The sequence below is a fragment of the Streptomyces sp. JH002 genome (genome assembly GCF_050916115.1).
GTDB lineage: Bacteria > Actinomycetota > Actinomycetes > Streptomycetales > Streptomycetaceae > Streptomyces > Streptomyces xiamenensis.
Genome location: NZ_CP087989.1, coordinates 395,084 through 413,777, shown reverse-complemented (window position 1 = coordinate 413,777; position 18,694 = coordinate 395,084). Strand labels below are relative to the sequence as shown.

17 protein-coding genes are annotated in these 18,694 nt (G+C 71.7%); 9 read left to right on the top strand and 8 right to left on the bottom strand.

From position 1 onward, the window contains the following. The first annotated feature begins 172 nt into the window (after window positions 1-172). Window positions 173-706, top strand: coding sequence for an EF-hand domain-containing protein (locus tag H7827_RS01695; protein ID WP_432747917.1), 534 nt, complete (start codon window positions 173-175; stop codon window positions 704-706). 123 nt (window positions 707-829) lie between these two features. On the opposite strand, the gene H7827_RS01690 is transcribed toward H7827_RS01695, so the two are convergent. From H7827_RS01690 to H7827_RS01660, 7 genes are all read right to left on the bottom strand, one after another. Then, on the bottom strand, window positions 830-1,681 hold the full coding sequence (locus H7827_RS01690; protein ID WP_432742055.1) for a class I SAM-dependent methyltransferase: 852 nt from the start codon (window positions 1,679-1,681) through the stop codon (window positions 830-832). Window positions 1,682-1,870: 189 nt separating this feature from the next. Continuing rightward, window positions 1,871-2,626 carry a hypothetical protein gene (locus tag H7827_RS01685; protein ID WP_432742053.1) on the bottom strand — a complete coding sequence of 252 codons (756 nt, stop codon included), beginning with the start codon at window positions 2,624-2,626 and terminating at the stop codon, window positions 1,871-1,873. Continuing rightward, window positions 2,607-3,161: a SigE family RNA polymerase sigma factor gene (locus H7827_RS01680; RefSeq protein WP_386541130.1), complete on the bottom strand. Its 555-nt coding sequence runs from the start codon at window positions 3,159-3,161 to the stop codon at window positions 2,607-2,609. Before H7827_RS01680 ends, H7827_RS01685 begins: the two co-directional genes overlap by 20 nt. 19 nt (window positions 3,162-3,180) lie before the next feature. Continuing rightward, window positions 3,181-3,726: a hypothetical protein gene (locus H7827_RS01675; protein WP_432742050.1), complete on the bottom strand. Its 546-nt coding sequence runs from the start codon at window positions 3,724-3,726 to the stop codon at window positions 3,181-3,183. Between the two features lie 242 nt (window positions 3,727-3,968). Continuing rightward, window positions 3,969-5,009 (bottom strand): vWA domain-containing protein, encoded by a 1,041-nt coding sequence (locus H7827_RS01670; RefSeq protein ID WP_386541134.1) that lies wholly within the window; start codon window positions 5,007-5,009, stop codon window positions 3,969-3,971. Between the two features lie 248 nt (window positions 5,010-5,257). Then, entirely contained in the window at window positions 5,258-5,767 is a 510-nt protein-coding gene (locus tag H7827_RS01665; RefSeq protein WP_432742048.1) for an inclusion body family protein, read from the bottom strand. A gap of 182 nt (window positions 5,768-5,949) precedes the next feature. After that, window positions 5,950-6,114, bottom strand: a complete 165-nt coding sequence (locus tag H7827_RS01660; RefSeq protein ID WP_432742046.1) for a hypothetical protein — start codon at window positions 6,112-6,114, stop codon at window positions 5,950-5,952. A 438-nt stretch (window positions 6,115-6,552) separates the two neighbouring features. Between H7827_RS01660 and H7827_RS01655 the strand changes: the two genes are divergently transcribed. The 5 genes from H7827_RS01655 (at window position 6,553) to H7827_RS01635 (ending at window position 10,634) form a co-directional block, all read left to right on the top strand. After that, on the top strand, window positions 6,553-6,930 hold the full coding sequence (locus tag H7827_RS01655) for a nuclear transport factor 2 family protein (RefSeq protein WP_432742044.1): 378 nt from the start codon (window positions 6,553-6,555) through the stop codon (window positions 6,928-6,930). A gap of 507 nt (window positions 6,931-7,437) precedes the next feature. Next, window positions 7,438-8,226 (top strand): IclR family transcriptional regulator, encoded by a 789-nt coding sequence (locus H7827_RS01650; protein WP_432742042.1) that lies wholly within the window; start codon window positions 7,438-7,440, stop codon window positions 8,224-8,226. A gap of 23 nt (window positions 8,227-8,249) precedes the next feature. After that, window positions 8,250-8,831, top strand: coding sequence for an RraA family protein (locus H7827_RS01645; protein ID WP_432742040.1), 582 nt, complete (start codon window positions 8,250-8,252; stop codon window positions 8,829-8,831). Further along, window positions 8,824-9,741, top strand: a complete 918-nt coding sequence (locus H7827_RS01640) for an NAD(P)-dependent oxidoreductase (RefSeq protein ID WP_432742038.1) — start codon at window positions 8,824-8,826, stop codon at window positions 9,739-9,741. The genes H7827_RS01645 and H7827_RS01640 overlap by 8 nt, the downstream gene beginning before the upstream one ends. A gap of 200 nt (window positions 9,742-9,941) precedes the next feature. Next, window positions 9,942-10,634, top strand: coding sequence for an aspartate/glutamate racemase family protein (locus tag H7827_RS01635; RefSeq protein WP_386541149.1), 693 nt, complete (start codon window positions 9,942-9,944; stop codon window positions 10,632-10,634). A 183-nt stretch (window positions 10,635-10,817) separates the two neighbouring features. On the opposite strand, the gene H7827_RS01630 is transcribed toward H7827_RS01635, so the two are convergent. Further along, window positions 10,818-12,215 carry a DUF7507 domain-containing protein gene (locus tag H7827_RS01630; protein WP_432742036.1) on the bottom strand — a complete coding sequence of 466 codons (1,398 nt, stop codon included), beginning with the start codon at window positions 12,213-12,215 and terminating at the stop codon, window positions 10,818-10,820. 645 nt (window positions 12,216-12,860) lie between these two features. Here H7827_RS01630 and H7827_RS01625 point away from each other — a divergent pair. From H7827_RS01625 to H7827_RS01615, 3 genes are all read left to right on the top strand, one after another. Next, on the top strand, window positions 12,861-13,523 hold the full coding sequence (locus H7827_RS01625; protein WP_386541152.1) for a helix-turn-helix transcriptional regulator: 663 nt from the start codon (window positions 12,861-12,863) through the stop codon (window positions 13,521-13,523). 598 nt (window positions 13,524-14,121) lie between these two features. Further along, window positions 14,122-15,399, top strand: coding sequence for an MFS transporter (locus tag H7827_RS01620; RefSeq protein WP_432742033.1), 1,278 nt, complete (start codon window positions 14,122-14,124; stop codon window positions 15,397-15,399). Further along, the gene (locus H7827_RS01615) at window positions 15,396-18,650 is read left to right on the top strand and encodes a type I polyketide synthase (protein ID WP_432742031.1); all 3,255 of its coding nucleotides are present in this window, start codon (window positions 15,396-15,398) and stop codon (window positions 18,648-18,650) included. Before H7827_RS01620 ends, H7827_RS01615 begins: the two co-directional genes overlap by 4 nt. The last annotated feature ends 44 nt before the right edge of the window (window positions 18,651-18,694 follow it).

Sequence of the window (18,694 nt, the reverse complement as noted above, 5' to 3'; positions counted from 1 at the left end):
CTGGGACGGCGGGAATGCGTCGCGCTGCCCCAGGTGCGCGTCAACACCCAAGCGCTGTCAGCGCGTTCGGGTGAACTGTGGGCGGGGCCGGCGGGTCCGTGGCCGTCGCGGGACAGAGTTACTTCGCCGAGCCGACGGCATACGGCCGCGGCCCGACGGAAGGCGGGGCATGATGCGAGCGGAAGCACTCAGCCGGGCGAAAGTGGTCTTCACCCTCTTCGACGCCGATGGCAATGGATACCTGGAGTTTGAGGACTTCGATCTCATGGCGGGGCGGGTCGTCCAGGCGGCCCCCGACGCGGGCGAGGCGGAGAAGGACGCGCTGCGCGACGCCTTCCGCCAGTGGTGGGAGTTCCTGCTCGGCGAGCTGGACGCCAACCGGGACGGCCGCATCAGCCTGGAGGAGTTCACTGCCGGCGTGCTGACACCGGAACGATTCCGGGACGCGCTGGGCGCGTTCGCGGGGACGCTGGCCGCGCTCGGGGACCCGGACGGCGACGGACTCGTCGAACGGCCCCTCTTCGAGGCGCTGATGACGGCCATTGGTTTCCAACACGCCAACATCCACGCGCTCTTCGACGCCTTCGGCCCCACGGACGAGGACCGGATCACGACCGGGACCTGGATCAACGGCATCAAGGAGTTCTACAGCCCGGACCACGCCGACATCCCGGGCGACCATCTGGTCGGCGACCGGGTCTCCTGAGCCGGGGCGGCGCGTCCCCTGCCGGTGGCCCGGATCTTTGGCAGGGGCCGTGTCCCCCGACCCGGCCCACCCTTCGCCCCGGGGCATGGTCACGCCCACATCCCCCGGAGCCTGGGGCCCGGCTCAGCCGGCCGCCCGGCCCCAGGCGGTGAGCACCGCCAGCGACAGATCGTGGAAATCGGGCTGGGCCATCTCCTGGTACGCGGCCTCGAAGTCGGCCTCCCCGACCAGCCCGGCGGCGACCATGCCCACCCGGGACTGCTCCAGGCTCAGCCGCCACCATCGCGACTCGGCGTCGTCCCCGTGGATCTGCTGGAAGCGCGCGTCCAGCCCCACCGCGGTCAGCCCGGCCCGCCGCAGCGGCACGGGCAGCGAGCGGGCCCACGCCGTGTCGCTGCCCACCGACTGCTCCAGATGGGTCCGGAAGGCCCGCATCACGGTGCGGTACGCCGGATGCGGGGAGTCCAGCACCGGGAAGGAGGACGGTTCCTCCAGCAGCAGCGTGCCGCCCGGGGCGAGCCAGCCGGCCAGCCGGGCGACCGCCCGGTCGGGACCCGGCAGGTGGACCAGCACATAACGGGTGTGGATGAAGTCGAAGGATCCCGGAGGGAAGTCCTCGGTCAGCATGTCGTGCCGCAGCACCTCGACGCCGGCGTCGGCCAGGTCGTCCAGAAAGGTGGTGTCCAGATCGGTCACCGTCACCCGTGCCCCCCGGCCGGCCAGCCAGCGGGCCACCGACCCGCCACCGCCGCCCACTTCGAGGACGCGGTCCCCGGGCTTCAGCCCCAGGGACAGGAAACGGTTCCGGGTGTGCTCGTCCAGAACGGACTCCAGCAAATCCAGCCGGCGCCGTTCGGTGGCGAGCGCGTGGCTGAACATGCCCTCGCTGTAACGGTCCGGATTCCAGGCCCACCGCGCACCGGGCGGCTGCTCCGCACGGGGCGGAGTGAGCGCGGGGGTCAGGGGTTCGCTCACCGCTGAGATCTCCCTCGGTGTCCGGTCGATGCTGGAAGGGGCGCACGCCGGCGCCCGGGCAGCATTACGGTGGCATCCGGCCGCCTTGCACGCCGGGGCGTTGCCGTCGAATGGCCAAAAAGAGCCCTTGATCGACGAGAAGCCCGGCCGGCGGCCGACCGCCCCGCGGTCGCACACGGACCCCCGCCCCTAACCCGGATCCTGCCAGTCGGAGGGATCCACCGCTATCTCGTCGAACACCTCACCGTCCGCGTCGTGGGCGACCACCCGGAAGCCCTGCGACAGCCCGGGCACGTCCGCGACATCCAGGTAGTAGACCCCCCACCCCGGTGACCCCTTCAGCGTGACCAGCGTGGTCGGGTGGGTGCCCGTCCCTTCCTCGGGCACGATCACGATTCGCGACGGCGTCGCCGCCAGCCGCCAGGCGCCCTGGACCAGCGTGACCTCGCCGGCTTCGGCGCTGTAGCCGGCACTGATGCTGCCCGGCCCGATGTTGTCGCCGATGGGGCCCCTGGCGGTCTCCAGACTTTTCGCGAACTGCCCGGGGGAGGCGACGACGTAGTTCTGCCGGCCCTCGGGCAGCAGCCCCAGCACATACTCGTCGTTGATCACGACGGGCTCATACGGCTCCACCTCCAGCGGCTCGCCACCGCCCGCCTCCCCGGGGAACGGGCCCCGGCCCGTGGCCGCAGGCGGCGCACCGGTGCCGGGCCCGTCGCCGGGGGAGGGGCCCTCGCCGGCCGGCCACCCCACCGGACCGGTGGCCAGCACCACCACGAGCACTCCCGCAGCCCCCGCGCCGGCCAGCATCGTGGCTCGCCGCCGGGCCCGCAGCACCCGGCCCCGGCGGATCACCTCCTCCACCGGCGCCGGTCCGGCCTCCACCCATCGCGCCGCCCGGCGCAGTACCTCAACGAACTCCGGTTCACCCCGCCGCTCCGGCACGCCGGCTCACCTCCTGTCGCTTTCCCCGGGCCCGCAGATCGCGCACGGCCGGGTCGGCACGCAGCTTCTCCAGGCCGCGCGCCGCCCGGCTGCGCACGGTGCCGATCCGGGCCCCGAGCAGCGTCGCCACCTCGGTCTCGGTGCGGTCCTCTATATAGCGCAGCACGACGGCCGCGCGCTGCCGCGGCGGAAGCCGTTGCAGCGCGCTCGTCAGCACATCCCTGGCGAGGACCTGTTCGGCCTGGTCCCGGACGCTCTGCTCCGGGAACCGGGTCGTCAGCCACTCGAACACCCGAAGCCCACGGATCCGGTCGCGATGGGCATTGATCATGATCCGCCACACATAGGCGTCCGGGTCGGCGCTCTGCGTCACGCGGTGCCACCGCGCGTACGCCTTGGCCAGCGCCACTTGGACGAGATCCTCCGCATCGTGGTGGTGGCCGGTCAGCAACTGCGCCGTCCGCAGCAGCCGCGGCCAGCGGCTGACGGCGAAGGTCCTGAAGTCGGCGTCGTGGGCTTCGGGTGCACGCGTCATGGGGTCGGTTGATGGCGGGTCAGAAGCCCAGCGAGACCTCGATCTCGTCGAACACCTCGCCGTCGGGGCCGGACGCGGTGATGGTGTAGGTGTCGACGCCGTCGACCGCCCACCGGGCCGGGTCGAAGTAGTAGGTCCCCCAGCCGTCCGCCTCCTCCAGCACCACGGGCTGGGCCCCGTAGCCCCAGTCCTGGCCCTCGGGGGTGACCGCGATGAACGGCACCCCCTCGTCCAGCCGCCAGGCACCCTCCAGCAGGATGATCTCGCCGTCCACGCCGTACACACCGGCGCTGATGCTGTTGGGGTTGATGCTGGTGCCCGGGTACCCCCTGGCGGCTTCGACGTCCTCGTCGAAGGAGTCGGGGGAGGAGACCACGTAGTTCTGCTCGCCCTCGGGCAGCAGCCCCATCACGAACTGGTCGTTGATCACCACCCGCTCGTAGGGCAGCACCTCGACGGGGTCCATCCCGCCGGCCTGGGCGGCCTGGGGGAAGAGAACCACCAGGGCCGCGGTGGTGGCCGCGCCGGTGAGCAGGGCGCGCCTGAGTGTGGTCGTGCCGGTCATGAACCCTCCATGGGCCTCGCTGTTTCTGTCATGACTCAGACGTTGTCCGCCCTCCGGATCTATCCGCCTGTCCCGTCACCACAGAAAATCCCGCGCCCCCCGGCTCCTGCACCCTCCCCCGTCCCGACCGTGCGCCGGGCACCCCCGTACCCCTGCCGTACCTCCCTCGTGCGGCCGACGCCCGATCGGCGGGCCGGGCCCCGGTGTCGACACGGAAACCGGGCTCCGCCGGCTTGTCGGCGTCAGAGCATCAGCAGCAGCCGCGTGTTCGGGAGGAGCTTCCGGTTCACGCTCGTGCTCTGCACGAAGATCGTGAAATCGTCGTTGTGATGGGGCTTCACGCGCACTTCCACGTCCGGGAGGCCGAGCAGGGCCCGCGCCTCGGGCCCCGTGTACACCCGGTTCGTCTTCTTCTCCAGCACCGCTATCCGCTTGCGCGCCTGAATCTTCTCCGACTTGCACAGCTGGTAGAAAGCGCCACCGGTGCGGTAGGTGTGCCCACTTTCCACCACCCACTCGCGTATCCCCGCGTCCCGCGTGACGGAAATCAGCTGATACTGCGACGGATTCACCGGGGTGAGGCCGGCCGCCTTGATGGTGTCCTTGTTGACCGTCTCCGCCCCCGTGGAGAAAACCGCCCGCGATCCCCGGATGCCCTTGGTGCGGCCCACCATGAATTTCTCGGTGGCCTCCTGGATGACCTGCCCGGCCTCTTCGAGGCCCTGTGTGCTCGTGGCGTCCCAGATCGCGATGTTGTCCTTCGGGAAACCGCACCGCATGGCCTCACGCTTGCCCATCTGGTCCGGCACCAGCACGGCAAGCGTCCAGTTGTCCGCCTGCGTCTCGATCATCCGGGCCACCGACTCGACCAGCACCCTGGGATCCTTGGAAGGGGCGTCCTGGCAGCGATGACTCGCGTTCTCCTGCCCGTCGGTGAGGACGAACGTCAAGAAGCTGTGGTCGCCGTACAGCTGGGCCGTCTGCGCCAGTTCGTGCTGCGACTTCAGCGCGGCGGCGAGCAGGGCGGTCATGCCGCCGACCCGGTACAACTGCTTGAGCGAGGGCATGCGCAGTACGTCCTTGTCATAAATGACGCACTCCACCGTGTTCGAGAACACGTACACCGTGACGCGGGTTTCCTGGTCCAATTCCTCGGACCGGCGGGCGAGATAGGAAATCTGCTGATCGGCGACCTCGACGACCTTACCGCTCAGGTGTGACATGGACGAACTCGCATCCAGTACCAGGGCGACGTGGTTGATGTAGTTCTGCTTTCCGGACATGAAAGCTCCCCCTCTTCCGATTGGATGTTCCCACCTTCTCACCCACCACTGACAATCGATCCCGGCGAAGGAACAGACGCGGCGTCACATCCGGCCGGAGGACGCCCACGAGGCGGGCGGATGGACCGTCAGCTGACGAGGAGGAGTTCAGGACAACGGGCGTTCGCGCCCAGGGGAGGCGGAGTGGACGCGGACAGGTGGCCGGGGCGGCGGCCGGTGCGGACCGCCGCCCCGGTGTTCCCGAACCGTCACGGGCTCTCAATGGTGATGTAGGGGTCCCACTGGAAGTAGCCCTTCAGCTGCCGGTGCCGGTCCAGGATCTGGAAGAAGAAGCGGTACACGACCTGACCGGGCTTCCTGACGGTCGTGCGCCAGTAGTGGTCCTGGTAGTTCTGCGTCACGAAGCCCGGGGTCCCCTCGGTGCCCTCCTGCGGCATCGGGAAGATGCCGTCGATGACCTCGATCTCCGGCGTCCTGATGAGCTGGTGTCCGCTGTCGCTGCTCACGTACCGGTACAGCAGCGCCTTGTAGTCGCTGCTCAGTGACAGTGTGGTCTCCCGCCACCTGATGCTGTCCCCGGTCTCGGCCCGCAGATTCAGCTCGGCCCCGGACGTCCCGATGATGTGGTCGTGGCGCGTCGTCATGTAGATGAGGCTGTGGTCGACCTGCGTCGGCGCGTCGGGGTTCCTCGACGCGTCGGGGTACCGCTCGACGATGGTGGCCGCGTCGAACGCGATCAGTACGTTGAGATCCGTCATTTCCTGTTCCCCTCGGTGCGGGACTGTGGCGGGGCATCGTGCGGTCGCGCCGTTCCGTCTGTGGCCGGTGTGGCCGGTGTGGCCGGTGTGGCCGGTGCGGCCGTCCGGTCATCGGTGGTGAGTGCTTGCGTCCCCCGGTGCGCCGTGGGCACGGGGCACGGTGGACAGCCGGGGCCGCGCGCTCAGCCCCGGGTGGCGCCGAGGCGGCCGGTGCCGGTCAGGGTGTGGAGACGGCCGGGCGTGAGGTCCTTGTAGTCCGGTGCCACGAGCAGGAGTTCACGTGCGAGCCGCGGACACGTCGGCCGGCGCGCACGGGACGCGGAATGGTCCCGTGGAGCGTCGGTCATGACTCACGATCCTAGATTTGGCGGAACGGCGGCGGTGCAATTCGGGGGACAACGACCGGAAAACATCGAATGCGGTGCTTGGCCGAATGATCGGCTTGCTTCGTCATTCTTTGCGAAAACCGGAGTTCTGGCAGAGGCGGAAGGGGAATGGCAGGGAAAGCGAGGTGTCCGCTCCGTCATCGGCCCGGAGGTTTCAGGACCGGGAACGTCCCGGGAGTCCGCGTACGCCGGGTGGGCCGGTGACCGCCCCGGAGCCCCGGCCCGGTGGTACCTGGCCTTTTTCGACCGTGGCGCGGGCAGGTGCTGACGCGTTCGGGCGGGGGCGCGGGGGAGGACGCCTGGTGTGCCGGTCACGTGCGCGCGATCGCGTCGCGGGCCGCCGGCCGGCGTCGCCGGCTACCGTGAGTCACTGTCAGAGGCGCGGTGCAGGATGAGGCCATGGAACCTTCGAGGACCGTGCGGTTGTTGTGGGACCGCATGCAGGACCGTGACTGGAGCGGCGTCGGAGCACTGCTGGCACCCGACGCGATCGTGGAGTGGCCGGCCAGCGGTGAACGCATCGTGGGCCGCGAGAACTATGTGCGGGTCAACGCGGAGTACCCGGAGGGCTGGTCGATCCACGTCCTGCGCGTCGTGGCCTCCGGGAACGAGGTCGTCTCCGAGGTCGAGGTGCCGCACGGGGCGATGGGCGTCCACCGGGCGGTGTCCTTCTGGACCGTGGAGAACGGTGTGATCACCGGGGGCCGCGAGTACTGGACGGAGCTCGGTGCCGACCGGGCCCCCGCCTGGCGGGCTCCCTATACCGAGCGCATCTGAGGCCCACCGTGTGCGCCCCGGCGATCTCCCCCTCCGGGGCACCGTCCCCGGGCGCCGTGTGGAAGAACGACCGCTGAGCGAGCGCGCCGCGGGAGCACCCGCGGCGCCGCGCCCGCACAGCGCCGGGGCCGGCCCGCACGGGCCGGCCCCGCGGCGTTCGCCTTCCCCGCGTCGGTGGTCAGGCGGCGCCTCGATCCGGTCGCGGAAGTCGTTGGAACCGCTGACCCCGACCTCCACCATGTGCGACGGCAGGCGGTGAGGGCCTCGCCGCCGCCGATGGCGTGCCCGTGCCGGTTCTCCCTGCCAGGCCTGGAGGACATCGTTTCAGGGTCTGGCAGGGCGCATCGGCCGGGACGATGGGCGCCTCGTCGTCCTTGGCGAGCCGGGCGATCGGCGTGGTGTCCTCCAGTGCGACGCGATATCAGAGTGTCCGTCTGGTGGATACAGATAACCGCCAGGTGGTATACAAGCCTTCGGTTCGAACTGAGCGCTGCACAAGGGGGCGGAATGACCACCACAGCGGCCACCGACAGCGACGGGGGCGGCGGAATCCGCGCGGTCAGCCGCGCCTGGCGGGTCCTGCGGGCCTTCACCCCCGACCGGATGTCACTGAGTCTGGCCGACATGGTCCGGGAGACCGGACTACCCCGGACGACCGTGCTGCGTCTGGTGGAAACCCTCGCCGCCGAGGGACTGCTGGAAGCCGGAGCGGACGGCCGGATCCGGGTCGGCACCGCCCTGATCTCGTTCGCCGCCTTCGCCGACGCGGCCTGGACGGTGCCCGCCGCCTCCCTCGCCCGGATGCGGGCGCTGGCGGCGGAAACCGGCGAGACCGTGAGCCTCTACGTCCGCGAGGGGAACCGCCGCGTCGTCGTCGGCCAGGCCCCCAGCCCCAACACCCTGCGGCACGCCGTCCAGCAGGGCGACGAACTGCCCATGAATCTCGGCTCCGCCGCCTACATGCTGCTCAGCCTCGAACCCCCGGCCGAGCGCGAAGCCCTCATCGCCGCCATCGTCACCGAAGCCGGCGGCGACCGGCAGGCCCTGCGCGAGGGCATCGCCCGCGCCGCGGACCAGGGCTGGAGCGTCAGCCACGGCCAGCGCGAGGCGGGCAACAGCGGTCTGGCCGTACCCGTCCCGCACACCGGCAGCCGCCGGCCCGCCCGCACCGTGGTCCTCGCCCTCGGCGGCCCCACCGTCCGCTTCACCGACGACAAGATCCCCGGGTTCGTCCACGCCATCCACCGCTGCGCCGAGGACATCGCGCGCATCGGACTCCCGCCCGCCCTGTACTGAGGGACCACCACCCAAGGAGAACCGTGCACGACTACCCGCCCCCCGGCGCGCTCCCCGTCGCGACCGTCTCCGACGCGATGGAACGTTTCGGCGTCGCCGACGGCATACGCCCCCTGTGGCCGGGCGCCACCTTCTCCGGGCCGGCCTTCACGGTCTGGACCCGGCCCGGCGACAACAAGGGACTGCACGCCGCCTTCGAGACCATCCGGCGCGGTGAGATCCTCGTCGTCAACGGCGGCGGCGACACCACCCGGGCCCTGATCGGCGAACTCGTCGTGCAGAAGGCCAAAGCCCTGGAGATCGGCGGCATCGTCCTGGACGGCGCCGCCCGCGACCTCGCCGAACTGCCGGAGCTGGGCATTCCCGTCTTCGCCCGGGCCATCACCCCCGCTGGCCCCTGGAAGACCGGCCCGTACCGCACCGGCGTCACCGTCGCCGTCGGCGGTGTCCCCGTCAGCCCCGGTGACTGGGTGCTCGGCGACCACGACGGTGTCGCCGTCGTCCCACGGGCCGACATCGGCGAGGTCATCGGCACCGCTCACCGGCTCATCGCGGGCGAGGCCGAACGCCGTGCCGCCAACCAGCGGCTGGTACCCCGTGACTGACGCCCCCATACCCCTGGTATGGATCCCGCGCCCCGTCCACCCCGACGCCGTCGACCGCCTCAGCCGGCATGCCGAGGTCCGCCTGGGCTACGGCGCCGATCCCGTCCCCTTCGACGCCGTCCGCCACCGCGTGGCCGGGATCCTGCTGCGGACCGAACGCGTCGACGGAGCCATGATGCGCCGGGCGCCCCGGCTGCGGATCATCGCCCGGCACGGTGTCGGCCTCGACACGGTCGACCTCGACCAGGCCCGCGCCCAGGGCATCACCGTCACCACCACGCCCACCGCCAACACCCAGTCGGTGGCCGAGCACACCATCGCCCTGCTGCTCGCCGTGCGGCGCGGCATCGGTCTCGCGGTGCGCGGCGAGGGCGACACCCGGACCGCCATCCGTGGACGTGAACTCAACGGCGCCACCCTGGGCCTGGTCGGATTCGGCCGCATCGCCCGCCGGGTGGCGGCCATCGCCGCCCACGGCTTCGGCATGCGCGTCCTGGCCCACGACCCCGTGGTCCCGGATACGGACATCACCGCCGCCGGAGCCGAACCCGCCGAGCTGCCGGCCCTGCTGGCGGCGGCGGACCATCTCAGCCTGCACGTGCCGCTCACCCCCGGCACCCGCGGGCTGATCGGGGCACCCGAACTGGCGGCCCTGCCGGCCGGCGCCGTCGTCGTCAACACCTCGCGCGGCGGCATCCTGGACGAGGAGGCGCTGTTGGCCTCCGTCCGCGCGGGCCACCTGGCGGGTGCCGGCCTGGACGTCACCACTGTCGAGCCGCTGCCGCGGGACCATCCGCTGCGTGCCGAGCCGGCCGTGGTCATCACCCCGCACACCGGGGCTCAGACCGAGGAGGCCCTGTACCGGATGGCGGCCGAGGCGGCCGACCATCTCATCCGGCACCTCGGCTGACCCCCGGCGGCACCCGGCCACCTGGCCCCTGAGCGGCGCACCCGCCCTCGGGGGCGACGGTGTTGGCCGCCCGGCGGGCATCGCGCTGACACCGCCGACAGCCGGGGCCGGCGGTCGTGGGAGCGCCGTGCCCCGCGGGACCACAGGGCATGACACCCTCGGTACGATCTGCGCAGGCTCGGGAGCACAGGGAGGCGGACGTGAAGGTCATCGGCCTGATCGGCGGAATGAGCTGGGAATCCACGGCCGAGTACTACCGGCTGCTCAACACGTTGACGCGTGACCGGCTCGGTGGGCTGCACTCCGCCCGCTGCGTGCTCTACTCGGTGGACTTCGCGGAGATCGAGCGACTCCAGGTCCAGGGACGCTGGGAGGAGGCCGGGGAGATCCTGGCCGACGCGGCCCGCGCCCTGGAGCGGGCCGGCGCCGAGATGGTGCTGATCTGTACCAACACGATGCACAAGGTGGCGGATCAGGTGGCGGCGGCGGTGTCGGTACCGCTGCTGCACCTGGCCGATGCCACCGCGGTCGCCGTGCGGGCCGCGGGGGTGCGCACGGTCGGCCTGCTCGGGACGGCGTTCACGATGGAGCAGGATTTCTACCGCGGGCGTCTGGAAGCGGGCGGGCTGGAGGTGCTCGTGCCGGGCGCCGACGAGCGCGCCGTGGTCCACCGGATCATCTACGAGGAGCTGTGCCTCGGTGTGGTGCGGGACGCGTCGCGCGAGGAGTTCCAGCGGGTGATCGGTCGGCTCGTCGAGCGGGGCGCCGAGGGCGTCATCCTGGGCTGCACCGAGATCGAGTTGCTCATCGGGGAGCGGCACAGCCCCGTCCCGGTCTTTCCCACGACGCGGCTGCACGTGGAGGCGGCCCTCCGGGCGGCCCTGGCCCCCTGACCGCCCCGGCCGGGGGCGACCGCGATCAGCCGGTCGCCCTGCGGTCGATCGCGAAGCCGTCGGTGCCGTCGGTGTGCTCCGGGCAGGTGGCCTGCGGGTGGCGACGGGGCAGCGGCGTCGCCCCGTGATGGGCGGCGCCGCTGCCGTCATCGCCCTTCGCCCCTCACTCCGGGGCCGGGCAGGCTACGTCCCGGGAGCACAGGGATCACAGCAGGAGGGCGCCCGTACGACACAGAGGGTGACGGAGTCCGCGTTGTCGCCGGTGTCGGGATCCGTCTCGTTGCCCAGGACCGTCGCCGTGTTGCGGATCAGGCCGGCCACGGTGGCCTTCGCCCGCAGGACGAGGGCGGCGGTGGCGGCGACGGCCAGGTCGCCCACGGACCACAGGCCGGTGTCCGGGTCGTACTCCCCGGTGCCCTCGGCGGACAGGAAGACGAGACCGTCGGGGAGCCGGTCGGTGACCCGCACGCCGGTGGCGTCGTTCGGGCCGGCGTTGCGCACGGTGATGCGGTAGGTGACCGTCTGGCCGACGGTGACGGTCGTCGCGTCGGCGGCCTTCACCACCGACAGGTCGGCGGCCGGTCTGACCTCGGTGACCGCCTCGTTGGAGCCGGCCGTCAGGGACTCGGGCGTCTCGCCGAGCCGGTTCTCGTAGGAGGCGGTCGCGGTGTTGCTGATCAGCCCTCCCGCCGCGGCCCGTTCGATGCGGACCCGGTACTCGGCCGTCGTCCCGCCCGGCAGGGTCTCGGTGTTGAGCAGCGTGCCCCCGCCGGCGGCGGAGGCCCCGGTCCCCAGATGGAAGACGACCCGGTTCGCCCCGGCGTCGTAGGAGCCCTGGTCATCGCCCGGAGCGTCGCTCTTCTCCCCGGTGTTCGGCCCGTCGACGATCCGCAGGGACCCCGGCACGTACGTCGTTCCCGGTGGGACGACGTCGGTCAGGACGAGGGCCTCCGCCGCGCCGCCACCCTCGTTCCTGGCGGTGACGCGGTACGTGATGATCTCTCCCACCTCCAGCGGTCCGGCCGGAATCGCCTCCTTGTGGAGCGTCACGTGGGGGGCCGTGCCGAAGAAGATGCCGTCCAGGAAGTTGCCGATGCCTCGGTTGCCGCCGGCGGCGGAGAGGGAGCGGAAGGCGAAACGCGTCAGCGTCTGTCCCGCCGGGACGACGTAGGTGCCCCGGTACTGGCCCCAGGCGTCCTTGCCGTCGGAGAAGCGTCCCTGCTCCACCGTTGACCCGGGCGCGCCGATGTCCAGCGCCATGGTGTCCTCGCCCAGCCGGCCACGGTGCTGCAGACGCCAGTAGAGCGTGGTGCCCGGGGTGGTCGGCAGGTCCTGGTAGAGCGTGGACACCTCGTTGGCGTTCAGCTCGGCGAACTGGGCGCCGTCGGCGGACGGCACACCGAGGAAGCCGGTGTGCCACAGCTCCACCATGTGGTCGGAGGCGGTGGTGAGCCAGCCGGGGACCCGCTTGGGAGCCTGGGTCTGTGAGGCGTCGGGCAGGATCTCGTAGTTGGTGACGGTGGGTTCTTCGAAGCTGCCGTTGACGAGGGTGACCCGGAGCGGAGCGGGAGGTGTGGACATGCTGCATCCCCTCGGAGTTGACGCTGCTGGACGGCGCGCCGGCCGGCTCCGCGGAGGGCTGCCGGGGCGTCACCGTGACGCTCAGTAGGGCAGCGCAGGGCGGGGGTTACGTACAGGGGCACGTCCGCGGGTCCGGCCAACCTGGCGCCGCGGGTTTGCGCGCCCGCCGGCCGGGGCGGAGCTCCCGCCGTACGTCACCCTCACGCCGCCGGGGCGTCGCGGTCACCTCAGACGCCCCCCGGTTGTCTTCCGTCACCCCCGGTATGACCGGAAATACCGCACAGTCCGTGAAAAGAGCGCCCCTGAAAGGGTGAATGTTCTGCCCTTGAGTTGACGCGCCGAGTGCGGAGTCGCGGGCCGTCGCGGGCACCCCCGAGGGCCGGAACGGGTGCCCCTGGGGGCAGAGAGGGAAAGGCTTACTGTCACACGATTACCGTGGGGCGCGCGAGGAACTGTTCTGAACACAGGCAACAGCGAACCGTCGCGCCCACGCGCGTCCGTGGCCCGGGGTGGAGGACCGGGCAGTTCCGGGGCAGAGGTGCGCCACCGTACGCGGACCGTACGGGCGTGAGGTGCTGTCCGCCGGAGCACGCGGGGGCCGTTCTTCGGTGCTGTCACGGCTTCCCAGGAACAAAGGAAACGATTGTGGAGAGCTCTCACCAACTCGGGGACGATGTGCCGCTCGACGTCACCCTTCTCGTGGAGTCCGAAGTGCTCCGGCGGGGCGTCGGCTCCCTGCTCGCGCAGATCCCGTGGGTGACGCTCGTCGACCGGCGACCGGACCGGACCGGGTCGCCCGACAGCGGGCCCGGCCGCGCCTCGTTCATCATCGCCACCCTGCCCGAGTGGAGGACGCTGACGGGGGAGGACCTGCTGGGCCCCGGGACCCGGCCCTTCGTCCTGCTCATCGGTGACGACATCCACGCCAGTGACCTCTCGCTCCCCGTGGAGGTGCCGTGCGACGGCGTCATCCCGCTCCGGGAGGCGACGGTGCCGCTCCTGGACACCACCTTGCGCCGCGTCGTCGAGGGCGACATGCCGCTGCCCGCGCCACTGGCACGCGAACTGCTCGCCGGCAGCCGGGGACCGGTGCGGCATCACACCGGCCGGCGCGCGGTCTCCTTCACCGACCGGGAGAGGGAGACGCTCGGCCTGCTGGCCCAGGGATACAGCAACAAGCAGATCGCGAAGGCGCTCGGCATCTCGGCCCACGGGGTGAAACGTCTGGTCGGTGCCATACTGCTGAAACTGGGCGCTCCCAACCGCACCACGGCGGCCGTCATGGCGATGAACGAGAGACTGCTCTAGGGCGTCTCGTCTGGATCTTCGTGGATCAGGTCGCGACGTCAGATGCGGTGCATCGCAAGGCGCCGGAGTGCCCTCAGGGTGGTTTCCTGTGGGCATTTCGGCAACGCGGCGAGGTGCCGTAGCTGGCGTCGCGGCCCCGCGAAGATCCAGACGAGACGCCCTAGCGCACGGATCGGATCTCTCCCCGGGATCGCGGACGTACCGGCGGCCGCCGGTACGGACGTGACCACAGCGGCGCCCCAACCCCGCCAGCGGGCACCGTCGTTGCCGTCGGCGCAGGTGAACGGCCCTGCACCGCCATCCTCTCCCGCGCGCGGCGGCGAATCAGCCCCGACCGGGCGGCCGAAGGACATGGACCGAAGGGCATAGCCGATTGGGTAGATCCCCTCCCGCCTGACCTGCGGCTATGTTGACGGGCCATGGGCGAGGAAACGATCAACCCGCCGTGCGGCGCACCGGTGGCCGGGCGGCACCTGAGGCGGGCAGCGGCCAGCTCGACGTGACGGCCGGCACCGGTCGTACCCGGAGGATCTGAGGGCCCTTCCTCGTTCCCGCAAGACTGCTCGGGCTGGTGACAGCCACTCAGGAGGTCGTGAAAGTGCGTTACTTCCGTCTGCTCGTCCTCAGCAACGGGGTCTCGGCATACGGCAGCTACCTCAACCTGGTGGCGCTGAACGTGTTCGTGTACCAGGTGACCGGCAGCCCCATGGCGGCGGGCATCTTCATGGCGGTGCGGCTGCTGACCAGCGTGGGCAGCGGCTTCGTCAGCGGGCGCCTGGTGTCGCGCTTCGACCGCAAATGGCTGATGGTCGGGTCCGACCTGGTCCGGGCCGTGATGCTGCTGGCGGTGCTGCCGCTGTCGGACGACGGCCGGCTGCCGCTGCTGTTCGTGCTCGCGTTCACGACGGGCGCCTGTACGACGCTGCACCAGGTCGCCCTGCGCACCAGCGTCCCCGAGATCGTCGGGGCCGAGCTGCGGGTCAAGGCCAACGGCCAGCTGGTCACCGGCCGTTCCCTCGCCATGATCGCCGGCTTCGCCTCCTCCGGCCTGGTGATCGCCCAGTTCGGCTACACGACGGCGTTCGCCCTGAACGCGGTGACGTTCCTGGTGTCCGCGCTGATCCTGTCCTCGCTGCCGATCCGGACCCGGGCGGCGGCCACCGAGGGGGACGAGGCGAGCGCGGAGAGCGGGCGGGCGAGCCGGTGGGTGTCCTGGACGCTGCTGCGGGCCGCACCGGTGATGGCGGCCATGCTGGCCATCCGGGGCGCCGACGCGCTGGGCTCCTCCTCCCACAACGTCGCGCTGCCCATCTACTCCAGTGAGCTGGACCCCACCCATCCGGCGACCTTCATCAGCCAGTTCTGGGCCACCTGGGCCATCGGGCACATCATCGCGCTCCAACTGTGCTCGCGCTACGGCAAGACGGGGCGGACCTTCGGGGAGAAGGCCTTCGCGGCCGGCTCCGCCCTGATGTCGGTGGGCTTCGTCCTCGTCTTCGTCGGACTGCCCACCGTCCCCGCCGTCATCGCCGCGCTGATCGCCGGAATGGCGGACGGATTCACCGAGATCGCCTACGTCAGCAAGCTCCAGGAAGCCCCCGACGAGCAGCGCGGCCGGCTGTTCGGTCTCGCGGCCGCCGTCGAGAACGGCGGATTCGGGGTCGGGATGCTCGTCAGCTCCGCCCTGCTGGAGGTCTACGCCCCGATCGTGGTCGTGGGCCTCTTCCACGGGCTCACGTTCCTGCTGTGCCTCGGCTTCCTCGTCGCGCTGGTGAGACGGGGCAGAAGACCCACCGCACCCCCGCCAAAGGAGGGCGACACCGCCGGCACACCGGAGCCGGACGTGAAAACCGCCCACCAGGGCGGCGGTTCGTGACCCGCCCGCCGGACGACACGGCGGTGGCCGTCGTCGGGATGGCCTTCCGTCTCCCGGGAGCGGACACCCCCGAGGCGTTCTGGCGGATCATCCACGCCGGCCAGGACCGCATCACCCGGTTCACCGAAGCGGAACTGCGGGCCGCCGGCGTCCCCGCGTCCCGGTACCGCGCGCCCGATTTCGTCGGCGCGAGCGGACTGCTGGAGGACATCGCCGGATTCGACGCCGAGTTCTTCGGAATGAGCGGCAGGGAAGCCGAGGGCACCGATCCGCAGCAGCGGATGTTCCTCGAATGCGCCCACCACGCGCTGGAGAACTCCGGCTACGGGCGTGAGCGCCCCGGCACCCGGGTGGGAGTGTTCGCCAGCACCGGCAACCATCTGTACTCGCTCCAGAACTATCTGCTCAACAACGTGCTGGCGAACGGCGTCGGCGACGACTGGCTCTCCCGCTTCCAGGCACTCATCGGCAACTACGCCGATTTCACCGCCACCCGCGCCGCCTTCCGGCTCGGCCTGACCGGGCCCGCCGTCGGTGTCCAGACCGCCTGTTCCTCCTCGCTGGTCGCCGTGCAGCTCGCGGCCCAGTCGGTGCTGGTCGGGGACTGCGACATCGCCCTGGCGGGCGCCACCGCCGTCCACGTCCCCCAAGTGCTCGGCTACCGCTATGTGAAGGGATCCATCCTCTCCAAGAGCGGCTATCTGCGAGCCTTCGACGCCGGCGCGGACGGAACGGTCGGTGGTGACGGTGTCGCCGCGATCGTCCTCAAACCCCTGGGGCGGGCGCTCGCCGACGGGGACACCGTCCACGGCGTCATCCGGGGCTGGGGGGTGACCAACGACGGGGCGAGCAAGACGATGTACACCGCCCCGAGCGCGCTCGGACAGCGCCGCGCCATCCGGCTGGCCCTGGAACGTGCGGGGGTCGGCGCGGACTCGATCGGCTATCTGGAGACGCACGGCACCGGCACCTTCAAGGGCGACCCCATCGAGTTCGCGGGCGCGACGGCCGCGTTCCGGCACGACACCGACCGCACCGGGTACTGCGCACTCGGCTCGACGAAGGCCAACATCGGGCATCTCGACGTGTGTTCGGGCCTGGCGGGGCTGCTGAAGACGCTGCTCGTGCTGCGGCACGGCATCATCCCCCCGCTGGCGAACTTCACCCGCCCCAACCCGGCCCTCGACCTGGACCGCAGCCCCTTCTACATCCCGCGCACCGCCCGCGCCTGGCCGGCGGGGGACACCCCGCGCCGGGCCGGGCTCACCTCCCTGGGGGTCGGCGGCACCAATGTCCACCTCGTCCTGGAGGAGCCGCCCCCGGTCGCTGCCCGCGGACCGAGGAGACAACCGCCGGGGGTGCTCGCGCTGTCCGGCCACACCGAGGCCGCCCTGGCCGCGAACGTCCGGGCCTTCCGCGACCATCTGCGCCGTCACCCGGACACCGACCCGGCTGACCTCATCACGTCCACGGCCGGCCGCGTGGTCAGGCGGCACCGCATGGTGGCCCGGGGGGACACGGCCGCCGAACTGGCCGGCTCCCTGGAGCAGTGGCTGACCGGTGGCCGGGACGGCGCTCCGGCCGGGCCGGCCCCGGGCGCACGGCACGGCGACCCGCACACCGGGTTCCTCTTCACCGGCCAGGGCAGCGCGCGCCCCGGCGCGGCCCGGACGCTGTACGAACGCCACGCGACCGTCCGCGAGGTCCTCGACCGGTGCGAGCGCGGCTACCAGGAATTGCACGGCGGTTCGCTGCTGGGCCCGCTCCTCGACGAGCGGCCGGGGCCGCGCCGGGATGCCGCGCCGTGGCCCACCAGCACCGCCCAACCGGCCCTGTACGCGTTGCAGTGCGCGCTCGTCCAGTTGTGGCGGCAGCTGGGCGTCGTACCGGACACCGTCGCCGGGCACAGCGTCGGCGAGTACGCGGCGCTGACGGCGGCGGGCGCGCTGTCGATCGAGGACGGTCTGCTGCTCACCGCGGAACGGGGGCGGCTCATGGAGCACCTCGGCGCCCCCGGCGGTATGGTCGCCGTCCTGGCCGACCGGGCGACCGCGCTCTCGTTCACCGCGGAGCTGCCCGGCATCGAAGTGGCCGCGGTGAACGGCGAGCACCACCACGTCCTCGCGGGGCCGCGGGCCGAGGTGGAGAAGCTGAGCGCGCTGCTGGAGGAGCGCGGGGTCCGGGCGCGGGAGCTGCCGGTGGCGCGGGCCTTCCACACCGCGCTGGTCGCCCCGGCCCTGGACGGCCTCGGGCAGGCGCTGGCCGGGGTGTCCTTCCGGCCCGTCACCGTGCCCTTCGTCTCCGGCCTGGACGGAAAGGCCCGGCCGCCGGGCTGGATCCCCGACCCCGGATACCTCCTGCGGCAGGCGCGCCGGCCCGTGCTGTTCCACGAGTCCCTGCGCTCGGTCGCCGGCCGGGGCGCCACCGTCCTGGTCGAGATCGGCGCGGGCGCCGCCCTCGCCGGGCTCGCCCGGCAGGCCCTGCCCGGAGTGCCCGCCGTGCCGAGCCTGCGCGGCGGCACCGGCGGCACCGGAGCGGAAGCACTGTGGCACGCCGCCGCCGAGCTGTACCGCGGTGGCGCGCACATCGACTGGCAGGCACTGGCCGAGGACTGCGGAGGCCGGCGGATTCCGCTGCCCGGCTACCGCTTCCAGCACAGCACCTACTGGACGGGGCCGGCACAGACCGCCCCGCGAGCGGTGGACAACCCGAGGGAAGGAACGCACATGACGGCACGGACCGCGGTCGAGGAAGTGCTGACCAACGTCATCGAGGTGACCTCACAGGCGCTGGGCAACAGGTCGGGCGCGGTGGCCGAGGACGCCTCGTTCCTGGAACTCGGCGCGGACTCCCTGCTGATGATCAACGTCCTGCGCGAACTGGAGCAGACGCACCGCGTCAAGGTGTCCATGCGCGAGCTGTTCGACGAGGCTGTCACCCCCCGTCAGCTGGCGGAACTCATAGCCGGCCGCAAGTCCCCCGCCCCCGTGGACGCCCCGGCCCCGCCCGTGGTGCCGGCCCCGGCCCCGCCGGCCCCCTCCGTCACCCCGCCCCGCGCCGAACCGCCGGTGTCCTCCGCCGCTCCGGTGCCACCACCGCCGGCCCCGTACGCCACGCGGGACGAAGTGGAGGAACTCGCCCGCCAGATCAAGCAGCTCTCCGGAATCCAGCTCCAGCTGATGTCGCAGCTGTCCGAGCTGCTCTCCCGGCAGAGCCTGACCACGGCCGGCGGCGGCAAGGGGGGACAGTGACCCGACCCGGTACGGAACTGAGCAGCATCGCCGCCTCCACCGAC